Annotated in this window: 10 protein-coding genes and 1 pseudogene; 4 read left to right on the top strand and 7 right to left on the bottom strand. The window is 65.1% G+C overall.

The features are described from left to right. Positions 1-117 precede the first annotated feature (117 nt). From AC5ZGW_RS44215 to traC, 5 genes and pseudogenes are all read right to left on the bottom strand, one after another. Positions 118-498 (bottom strand): annotated as a pseudogene (locus tag AC5ZGW_RS44215) (transposase); the annotation flags it as partial. Next, on the bottom strand, positions 431-808 hold the full coding sequence (locus AC5ZGW_RS44220) for a thermonuclease family protein (protein ID WP_165435614.1): 378 nt from the start codon (positions 806-808) through the stop codon (positions 431-433). The gene AC5ZGW_RS44220 and the pseudogene AC5ZGW_RS44215, both read right to left, overlap by 68 nt. A 34-nt stretch (positions 809-842) precedes the next feature. Further along, positions 843-2,765, bottom strand: coding sequence for a Ti-type conjugative transfer system protein TraG (traG, locus tag AC5ZGW_RS44225; protein ID WP_130230776.1), 1,923 nt, complete (start codon positions 2,763-2,765; stop codon positions 843-845). Then, positions 2,752-2,967 (bottom strand): type IV conjugative transfer system coupling protein TraD, encoded by a 216-nt coding sequence (traD, locus tag AC5ZGW_RS44230; RefSeq protein ID WP_130230788.1) that lies wholly within the window; start codon positions 2,965-2,967, stop codon positions 2,752-2,754. The genes traG and traD overlap by 14 nt, the downstream gene beginning before the upstream one ends. 4 nt (positions 2,968-2,971) lie before the next feature. Further along, the gene (traC, locus tag AC5ZGW_RS44235; RefSeq protein ID WP_130230778.1) at positions 2,972-3,268 is read right to left on the bottom strand and encodes a conjugal transfer protein TraC; all 297 of its coding nucleotides are present in this window, start codon (positions 3,266-3,268) and stop codon (positions 2,972-2,974) included. 276 nt (positions 3,269-3,544) lie between these two features. On the opposite strand from traC, the gene traA reads away from it, so the two are divergent. Genes traA through AC5ZGW_RS44255 form a run of 4 tightly spaced genes read left to right on the top strand, consistent with a single transcriptional unit; the run spans position 3,545 to position 8,454 of the window. Beyond that, positions 3,545-6,853 carry a Ti-type conjugative transfer relaxase TraA gene (gene traA, locus AC5ZGW_RS44240; protein WP_130230780.1) on the top strand — a complete coding sequence of 1,103 codons (3,309 nt, stop codon included), beginning with the start codon at positions 3,545-3,547 and terminating at the stop codon, positions 6,851-6,853. Continuing rightward, complete coding sequence (traF, locus tag AC5ZGW_RS44245) at positions 6,850-7,449, top strand: conjugative transfer signal peptidase TraF (protein ID WP_130230782.1); 600 nt, start codon at positions 6,850-6,852, stop codon at positions 7,447-7,449. Before traA ends, traF begins: the two co-directional genes overlap by 4 nt. Further along, positions 7,370-7,834, top strand: coding sequence for a nitrilase-related carbon-nitrogen hydrolase (locus tag AC5ZGW_RS44250; RefSeq protein ID WP_463703005.1), 465 nt, complete (start codon positions 7,370-7,372; stop codon positions 7,832-7,834). Before traF ends, AC5ZGW_RS44250 begins: the two co-directional genes overlap by 80 nt. A 14-nt stretch (positions 7,835-7,848) precedes the next feature. Beyond that, entirely contained in the window at positions 7,849-8,454 is a 606-nt protein-coding gene (locus AC5ZGW_RS44255) for a TraH family protein (RefSeq protein ID WP_130230786.1), read from the top strand. 131 nt (positions 8,455-8,585) lie between these two features. Here AC5ZGW_RS44255 and AC5ZGW_RS44260 read toward each other — a convergent pair whose 3' ends face one another. Then, positions 8,586-8,741 (bottom strand): hypothetical protein, encoded by a 156-nt coding sequence (locus AC5ZGW_RS44260; protein WP_496114122.1) that lies wholly within the window; start codon positions 8,739-8,741, stop codon positions 8,586-8,588. A 97-nt stretch (positions 8,742-8,838) separates the two neighbouring features. Further along, the coding region (locus AC5ZGW_RS44265; protein WP_496114123.1) for an IS5 family transposase at positions 8,839-9,305 on the bottom strand (467 nt) is incomplete at its 5' end.

Here is a 9,305-nt window from a genome sequence, read left to right on the forward strand (position 1 = left end):
ATTCTCCTGCCACCCGAAAACTTGCCGATCCTCGAATGGCTCGGTATCAAAACGTCAAAATCACTGTGATGAACCACTAGTTCAACACCGATCGGGACATCCCCGATTGACCCGAGGTCACCACGACCACCGTCCCAGCGGGATATCGCCGGCCCGGCGGACCGGACCAGGAGCTTGCAAGAGAAGTTCAGGCTGGCTTCGTCTGCCCCATTCGAACGATGTGCCGTCGACCCAGATGCAGTGCAAAATCACGGCGATCTTGCGGGCAATGGCGACCTTTGCCTTCCTCATGCCGATCCGCTTTGCGAGCTTCATGCCCCAGGCCTTGAGGGAAGACCATTTCTTTGTTCGATAAAGCAGGACCGTCGCGGCCTCGAACAGGTGGGTTCGGAGAAGCCTGTCGCCCCATCGAGATATCTTGCCATTGGTGTCAGTTTCGCCGGATTGGTTGCGCCGCGGTGTCGCGCCAGCCCGAGACCAGCGTGAAGCCGCCGGCCTTCAGCAGGGCCAGCATCCGGTCGCGGGCGATTTCGCCGATCTGCTTCTCGCTCCGGCATCGCGGCGAGAAGATTTCCGGGGCGTTGATATCAGCGATCCTGATCTTGTCGCGCCCGAACCAGAATGTGTCCCCGTCGACGACGCAGTTCACGCGGATCGGCCCGTCGCAGCGCGTGAAACGGGCGCTCAGCATATCGCCCTCCCGAGGCGCCGGGATGACCGACGTCGTGGTCTCGTACCGATCCGGCAGATCCGGCGAATGCCGCGAGGGGACACCGATGGCGACCGCCAGGATCGCAATGATCGCCATTGGTTGGCTCCCACAACAAGAAAGCGCGGCGCCGTCATGCGTTTTCTTCCGGTTGGAATCGGTTCTTTCCGACGCAAGCCCTCATGTCGTCACGCCGGAACCAGAGGGCGCGGCCGCACCGGAGCGGTGCGTTGCCGGCAGTGAACACGATCTGTTCGTCGGCGCGCATACGCAGCACTTCGTGCGGCTGGATCAGCGGCCCCGCGGCCAGCTGCTTCGAGCGCGTCCGCGATGAACCTGACGCCTGCGACGAGCGGCTGACCTGGTCGATCTCGACCGTGGTCGTGCCGCATCGCTTCGAGATGTAGTCGGCGGTTTCCGGGTCGTTCACGGCCGCGAAGGCGATCCAGCTCGCGCTCTCGAACCACTTGCTCGCCGCGTCGCGGCCGCCATAGGTTTCGCGCATCTGACCGATCGACTGGAACAACAAGAGGAGCGTGATGCCGTATTTGCGGCCGGCGTCGCGGGCGGTCTCCAGGATCCGCATGAAGCCGAGGCGCGCCACTTCGTCGAGCAGGAACAAGGCCGGTCCCGTCACCTCTCCATTGCGGTTGTAGATCGCGTTCATGAAGGAGCCGATGATGACGCGGGCGAGTCCGGCATGGGTCTCCAGCGTCTTCAGGTCGAGATTGATGAACACGTCGGTTGCGCCACCGGCGAGATCGTCGCTGACGAAGGTTGAGCCGGACACGAGCGCGGCATAGTTCGGATAGGAAAGCCAGTGGGTTTCCTTCACGGCGTTGGCATAAACGCCGCTGAATGTCTCCGGCGTCATGTTGACGAAGACGGCAACGTTCTCCTTCACGAAGGCCGATTCCGAATTGTCGTAGATCGCCTGCAGGCGCGCCCGCAGCTTGGGCTCCGGTTCGGAGAGATTGGCGCGGACCTGGCGAAGCGTCTGGTTCTTGTCTTCCGTATGCCCTGACAGGCAGACGTCGGCGATCAGCGCGGTGAGAAGCTGCAGCGCCGAGGCGCGGAAGAAATCGTCCCGCACGCCGCGCACGCCGCCGCTGTCGCTCATGATCCAGGAGGCGACGGCGGCGATGTCCTCCTCCTTCGAGCCGCCGAACTGGCCGATCCAATCGAGCGCGTTGAAGCCGGTTCCTGGCTCTCGTGGATCGAGCACATGGACCGTGCGCCCCGCTGCTCGCCGGTGGTCGATCACCATCGGCGCGACCTCGTTGGAGGGGTCGAGCACCACGAGCGCGCCGCCCCATTTGAGCGCGGTCGGGATCGTCACCGACGTCGTCTTGAAGCCGCCCGATCCGGCGAAAACGATGCCGTGCGAGGAGCCGAAGGAGGCGTCGAAGCAGAGTAGCGGCGCGCGGCCGCCGTGCCCCCAACTCTCACGGTCCATGGCGCGAAACGGTTGCGTTGCCGCGCTGTCTTTGTCGACACGATAGCGTTCACCGACGAGGATGCCGCCGGCGTCGGGAAAGAGCCGTGAGGCCTCCTGCATGGTCATCCAGTCCGCATCGCCGTGCAGTGCGCGCCGACCGCGAACGCGCTTTGGCATCGGCGTGGTGAAGGCGGCGTTGCCCTTCACGGCAACGCGTACGGCGAAGATGCCGGCGACCAATATCGCGCATGCGGCGACAATGATCGCCGGTTCGACCTGCGCCAGCGGCGACCGGCCGGATGCGGCCGGGATGGGAACCCCGGAAAGGCGCATTGCCTCGCGCGCGACAGCGATGGAAATCGCCAATGCGCATCCCGCGAGGACGCTCCGCGCCGCGGTACGGATGTTCGCGGAGCCTGCGGTGGCGAACAGGAAGATGACGCCGATCCCTGCTGCCGCGATATAGGGCATGGCAATCCCGGCGCGGGCGACCAGGAGGCGCTGCGCCTCCGTCTTGCCGAGGCCGGCGAGACTATACTCGATGCCGGTCAATCCAATGACCGTGCCGAGCATCAGCGCCACCGGCACGATCAGCAGAAGGAGCCTACTCGCCGTCACGGCCGAACGCCTCCACCCCGATCGCGGCAAGCCGAGCCCGCTCGGCTACGCCGGTTCTCAGCCGACGGCGAAGTTCGATCAGCGCGCCGAGCAGCACCGCGCGCTTCTCGTAGCGCAGCCCCGCCTTTGCGATCAGGCCGCCGAGCTCGATCTTCTCGCGCGTGTCCTTCTTGCGGGCTTCGGAGGATGATGCCTGCCGCATGCGCTCATACCTCGCCAGCGCCATTCGCATGCGCACCAGACGCGACCTTCGCGGCGGGAGCGCTCGTATCGCCTCCGGCCTCGGCTCCCTTCCTTCCGGTCGCCTTTCCGGCTTTCCCGCGAAACCGGCCGGCGAGATCCTCGAACGCGGCCAGAAGCTCGCTTTCCTCGATCTCGATGTCACCGAGTCCGGCCCTGAGCGCGATGCGCCCGATCCGCTCGGCCTCGCGTGTCTCTGCGGCCTTCAACTGTTCCTGCAGGCGAGTGATTTCCTCGCGGATCTTCGACGACGGTTTCTTCATTTCCGGTTGAGCCTTCGTGCTGGGCAGTGTTGCTGGACTGCGCGGAGCATTTCCGAAGTCGCCGGCCCAGGCGACTCATAAAAAAGCTAGTCGGCAAAGCCGACGTCGCCTGAAATCATCCCGGCCGCTCGATGAGAGCGGTCCAAGGGCGCAGTAATACGTCGCATCCGCGACGTCCTGCTTTCTCACCTGCCGGGGGCGCCTGCCCCCGGCGCGGCCCTGCCGCCGCTCCCGACGAGCATTCGTGTTCCACCTCGTCCGGGAGATCGCGCCGCTTTGGCCATCACGCATTTCACGCCCCAGCTCATTTCGCGCGGTTCCGGCCGCAGCGCCGTGCTGTCGGCAGCCTACCGGCACTGCGCGCGCATGGAGCATCGGGCGGAGGGGCGGACCGTCGACTATTCCGCCAAGCGGGGCCTGCGGCACGAGGAATTCCTGTTGCCGCCGGATGCCCCACAATGGGCGCGTGCATTGATTGCCGACCGCTCGGTCGCCGGCGCCGCCGAGGCGTTCTGGAACGCAATCGAGGCTTTCGAGAAGCGGTCAGATGCGCAGCTCGCCAAGGAATTCATCATCGCCCTGCCGGTCGAACTCACCATCGACCAGAACATCACCTTGGTGCGGGAGTTCGTCGCAACCCAGGTCCTCGCGCGCGGGCAGGTCGCCGACTGGGTTTTCCATGACGAGCCCGGCAATCCGCACATCCATCTGATGACAACGCTTAGGCCGCTCGGTGAGGACGCATTTGGGCCGAAGAAGGTGCCGGTTATCGGCGATGAAGGCGTGCCTTTGCGCAACGATTCCGGCAAGATCGTGTACCGACTCTGGTCGGGCGAGAAGGCCGAGTTCCTCGCGCAGCGCGAAGGCTGGCTCAACCTTCAGAACAAGCATCTGGCGCTCGCCGGACTCGATGTTCGCGTCGACGGCCGTTCCTATGCCGCGCGCGGAATCGATCTTGTCCCGACGACGCATATTGGCGTGGCCACGACGGCGATCGACCGGAAAGGAGAAACGGCGGGGTGGTCGCCGAAGCTCGAACGCGTGGCGCTCCACGAGGAGCGGAGGGCCGACAATCGCCAGCGGATTTTGCGGCGTCCTGAGATCGTGCTGGACCTCGTCACGCGCGAGACGAGCGTCTTCACCGAGCGTGACATCGCCAGGGTGTTGCACCGCTATGTCGACGATGCCGGCACCTTCCAGCACCTGATGGCGCGCATCTTCCAGAGTCCGGATGTGTTGCGGCTGGAGGGTGAGCGCACCGCCCTTGCGACCGGAATCCGCGAGCCCGCCAAATACACGACGCGCGAACTCATCAAGCTCGAAGCCGAGATGGCGCATCGCGCCGTCTGGCTTGCCGACCGATCCTCGCATGGCGTCCGGGAGAAAGTACTGGCGGCGACCTTCGAGCGCCATGATCGTCTGTCGGAAGAGCAGCGCGTCGCGATCGCCCATGTCGCCGGTGAGGGGCGGATCGCGGCCGTGGTCGGGCGCGCCGGCGCCGGCAAGACCACCATGATGAAGGCGGCGCGCGAAGTGTGGGAAGCGGCCGGCTATCGTGTGGTCGGCGGCGCGCTTGCGGGTAAAGCTGCGGAGGGCCTGGAGAAGGAAGCGGGCATCGCCTCACGCACGCTGGCTTCGTGGGAGCTTGCCTGGTCGAACGGGCGCGAGCAACTCGACGACAAGACCATCCTTGTCCTCGACGAGGCCGGCATGGTGTCGTCGCGGCAGATGGCGCTGTTCGTCGAAGCGGTTGTGAAGACCGGCGCAAAACTGGTGGTCGTCGGCGACCCCGATCAGCTTCAACCGATCGAGGCCGGCGCGGCGTTCCGCGCCATCGCGGAGCGCACCGGCTATGCCGAACTCGAAACCATCTATCGCCAGCGCAAGCAATGGATGCGCGATGCCTCGCTCGATCTCGCGCGGGGCCGCGTTGCCGAGGCGCTGCAGGCCTATGGCGCGAACGGCAAGCTCGAAGCGCGCAAGTACAAAGTGCAAGCTGTCGCGGCGCTGATCGAGGACTGGAACCGGGATTATGATCCGGCGAAGTCGATGCTGATCCTTGCGCATCTTCGGCGCGATGTCCGTGTCCTCAACGAGATGGCGCGGGCGAAGCTGATCGAGCGTGGCATTGTCGAAGACGGCCATGCCTTCCGCACCGAGGACGGTCTGCGCAGCTTCGCAACCGGCGACCAGATCGTCTTCCTGAAGAATGAAGGATCGCTCGGCGTGAAAAACGGCATGATCGCCCATGTCGTCGAGGCGCGGCCGGGCTGGTTCGCGGCGATGATCGGCGAGGGTGAAGCACGGCGCCGCGTCGAGGTCGATCAGCGCTTCTATGCCAACGTCGACCACGGTTATGCGACCACGATCCACAAGAGCCAGGGCGCGACCGTCGACCGGGTGAAGCTGCTCGCCACGCTCTCGCTCGACCGGCATCTTGCCTATGTCGCGCTGACCCGCCATCGCGAGGATGTCGCTCTCTACTACGGGGCGATTTCATTCGGGAAGGCCGGTGGGCTCACCAAGATCCTGTCGCAGAGCCGGGCGAAGGAAACCACACTCGACTATGTGCGCGGCCCTTCCTATCGCGCCGCGCTGCGCTTTGCTGAAGCGCGCGGTCTCCATCTCATGAGTGTCGCCCGCACCCTCGTCGCCGACAAGGTCCGCTGGACCGTCCGGCAGAGCTCGAGGCTCGCCGATCTCGGATCGCGGCTCCTCGCGCTCGGCACCCGGCTCGGCCTCGGCGCCGCCCGGAAACCGAGAATCCCCAACAGCGCAAAGGGAGCAAAGCCGATGGTCGCCGGCATCACCACATTCGCCAGATCGATCGACCAGGTTGTCGAGGACAAGCTCACCGCCAATCCCGGCCTGAAGAAGCAGTGGGAGGAGGTCTCGACCCGCTTCCGCCTCGTCTTCGCCGATCCGGAAGCCTCGTTCCGCAAGGTCGATGTCGACAGCATGCTGAAGGACAAGGCGGCTGCACAATCCACCCTGTCGAAACTCGCGGAGAAGCCCGACAGCTTCGGCGCGCTGAACGGCAGAACCGGCCTTCTGGCCAGCCGTGCCGACAAAGAGGACAGGCAGAGGGCGGACCTCAACGTGCCCGCGCTCGCCCGCGATCTCGAACGTTTCTTGCGCCTGCGCTCGGAGGCGGAACGTCGCTATGAGGCCGAAGAGCGCGCCGCCCGGCTGAACGTCGCCGTCGACATTCCGGCGCTGCCGCCATCGGCGAAGCAGACACTCGAGCGCATCCGCGACGCCATCGATCGGAACAATCTGCCGGCGGCCCTGGAGTTCGCGCTCGAGGACAAGATGATCGGGGCGGAGCTGGAAGGTTTTGCGCGTGCCGTGTCCGAGCGGTATGGCGAACGCAGCTTCGTCGGCCTCGCGGCAAAGGACACTGATGGCAAGACCTTCGAGGTGTTCTCGGACGGGATGAACGCTGCGCAGAAGGAGGAGCTCAAGGCTGCCTGGCCTGATCTGCGAACCGCGCAACAACTCGCGGCACAGCAGCGGAGCGCGGAGGCCCTGAAGGAAGCCGAAACACGTCGTCAGACGCAGTCGAAAGGTCTGTCGCTGCAATGATCTCGATCATCGACCGGAGAGTGGAGTCACAAATCGCGGAGGCCGCGACCGGAAAGAAAACGTCCCTTCAGCGTCGGCGAGCATCCGCGATCATGGGGGCCGGCGGCGTGGCGATGATTGCGATCGCCGGCATCGCCTGGCTCGGCGGCTTGCGCCTCAACCTGACGCCAAGCGAGCCGCTCGGGCTGTGGCGGATCGTGCCGATCGATCGGCAAGTCGTCGCCGGCGATCTCGCGTTCGTCTGTCCGCCGCCTGGGCCGGTTTCCGTCTTCGGCCTCGAGCGCGGATACTTTCGGCAGGGATCGTGCTCCGGCGGCGCCGCGCCGCTCATCAAAGCCGTCGTCGCGGTCTCGAGTGCCCACATCGAGATCGGCGCCGCCGTCATGATCGACGGCGTGCTGCTGCCCCGTTCACGCCTTGGCCCCGTCGACGGCCGGGGACGACCGCTTTCGCCTTGGGCGGGTATTGTCGTTCCGCCCGGCCATCTCTTTCTCCACTCCCCTTTCGCAGGTTCCTGTGACTCCCGGTACTTTGGGCCGGTCCCGGAGGCCGGTCTCCTCGGCCTGGCGCGGCCGATCCTCACCGTCGATCCCTGATCGCCGGCGCACCGCCTTTCTCGCCGTCGCGGCGGCGCTTGGCTGGTCAGGCGATACGGTCCTCTATCGCGCCCGCATGCCTGTGCCCGTGTCGAGCTGGCAGCCCTGGCGGACATGGCTCGGGGAGAGCGGCGGTGCGCGAGCGACCTTCTTCGCAGATCCCGTCGTCGACATCGCCGGCCGCCGGGTAGCGTCGCTGATCTGCTACGAGCAGCTTCTGATCTGGCCGGTCCTGCAATCGATGCTGCACCGGCCGGATACGATCGTCGCCATCGCCAATGGCTGGTGGGCGACCGGCGCCTCCGTCCCCGCGATCCAGCGCGCCGCCGTCGAGGCCTGGGCTCGGCTGTTCGGTCTTCCCCTCGTCACCGCTTTCAACAGCTGAACAGGAATTCGCCCATGGCCATCGATGCCGATCTCATCCAAAAATGTGCTGATCCCGCCCTGACGCCCGCGATCGTCGAAAAATTCTTGCACGCCGCCGGGTCGCCCGATCCGCTCACGGTGACGGTGCGCAATGGCGACCGCATCATCCTGGTGCCGCCGGTCAAGACGCCCGAAGAAGCGCTTGAGCTTGCCCGCAGCCATATCGGTCGAGCCGTCGTGCGCGTCGGCATCACGCAGTATCCGGCCGGTCTCGGCGTGAAGGATCCCTCCGAGATGTCGCCGGATCTGTTCGACGCTTGCAGGAACATCCGCACGGGCACGGCCCTGTTCGGCAAGGTCTGGCGGATCGTCTGGAAATGGTATGGCAATCCGACCGATGATAGCGTCAGGGCGCAGGTGTTCGACGATGCCGTCGAGGCCTGGAAGCGTGGGCAATTTGAGGGGACGGCGGTGTTCACCGCTCCCGATCCTGGCGGACCGAAGCCGCCGGAGCCGACGTGGGAGGAGGCGCCTCAGCCGGCTGCGGTGGCGCCATCTCCGCAGGAGCCCGCGGCCAGCGATCCCAACAAGTCGGGCATCCGCATCTACCTGTCCGGCGTTGGCGGGCGCACTCCGTGAATGTGGTGGACTCGACGCATCCAGCGGGGGCTATGCTGCCGCGATGTCGGTTTGGCTGAAATCATTGCCCTTGAACAAGAGCGGCTCGCCCGTCGCCTTCGCCAGGGCGTAGGAACAGCAGTCGCCATAGTTCACGCCGGCTGTGTGCCGATCCTCCCAAAATCGAGGGAGGCCTGCCGGGCAAGCTCACCGTGCTCGACCGTCACCGGCGCGATCATGATGCCGGCGCGACGGAAGAAGGCTTCCGCCTGTCGCATCCCTTCCGGGCCGAACTGGTTCTCGATCACGATCGACAGTTCGACGTAGTTTGCGACGCTGATGCGGCAGGTGTCGGCATCGTCGATGAGACGCGCAAAGGCTTCCGCTTAGAATCTGACTCAAAATTCATGACTTGACGTTGGCCGATCTGGCGATGCGGCGCACCAGTTGTCGAGTTGACGCAATAAGGAGCCATGCTTCAGCCGAGGTGACGGAGGCCTCCCAATCTTTGGCGAGACGTCGGCAGCGGTTGAGCCATGCCAACGTGCGTTCGACGACCCAGCGTCGGGCAACTATAACGAAGCCTTTTGCGTCATCCGGGCGTTTAACAATTTCAATCGTGGACCCGTCGATTTTCCGGAGCGCGTTTTCAAGCTTTTCGCCGGCGAAGCCGCCGTCAGCAAACAAGTGTGCAATAGTCGGGTAGCTCGCACACGCCAAAGTGACGACGGCCGGCGCGGCGTCCCGATCCTGAACATTGGCCGGGTGCACGATGGCGCTCAGCAAATTTCCTTGTGTATCGGTGACGATGTGGCGCTTGCGACCTTTGATCTTCTTGCCCGCATCAAAGCCGCGTGGCCCTCCGCTCTCGG

It is taken from the genome of Bradyrhizobium sp. Crot121 (genome assembly GCF_059512385.1).

Excerpts from the sequence above, each read along its gene's own strand:
- AC5ZGW_RS44220 (WP_165435614.1), bottom strand. The coding sequence starts at position 808 with ATGGCGATCATTGCGATCCTGGCGGTCGCCATCGGTGTCCCCTCGCGG.
- traD (WP_130230788.1), bottom strand. The coding sequence starts at position 2,967 with ATGCGGCAGGCATCATCCTCCGAAGCCCGCAAGAAGGACACGCGCGAG.
- traF (WP_130230782.1), top strand. The coding sequence starts at position 6,850 with ATGATCTCGATCATCGACCGGAGAGTGGAGTCACAAATCGCGGAGGCC.
- traC (WP_130230778.1), bottom strand. The coding sequence starts at position 3,268 with ATGAAGAAACCGTCGTCGAAGATCCGCGAGGAAATCACTCGCCTGCAG.
- AC5ZGW_RS44255 (WP_130230786.1), top strand. The coding sequence starts at position 7,849 with ATGGCCATCGATGCCGATCTCATCCAAAAATGTGCTGATCCCGCCCTG.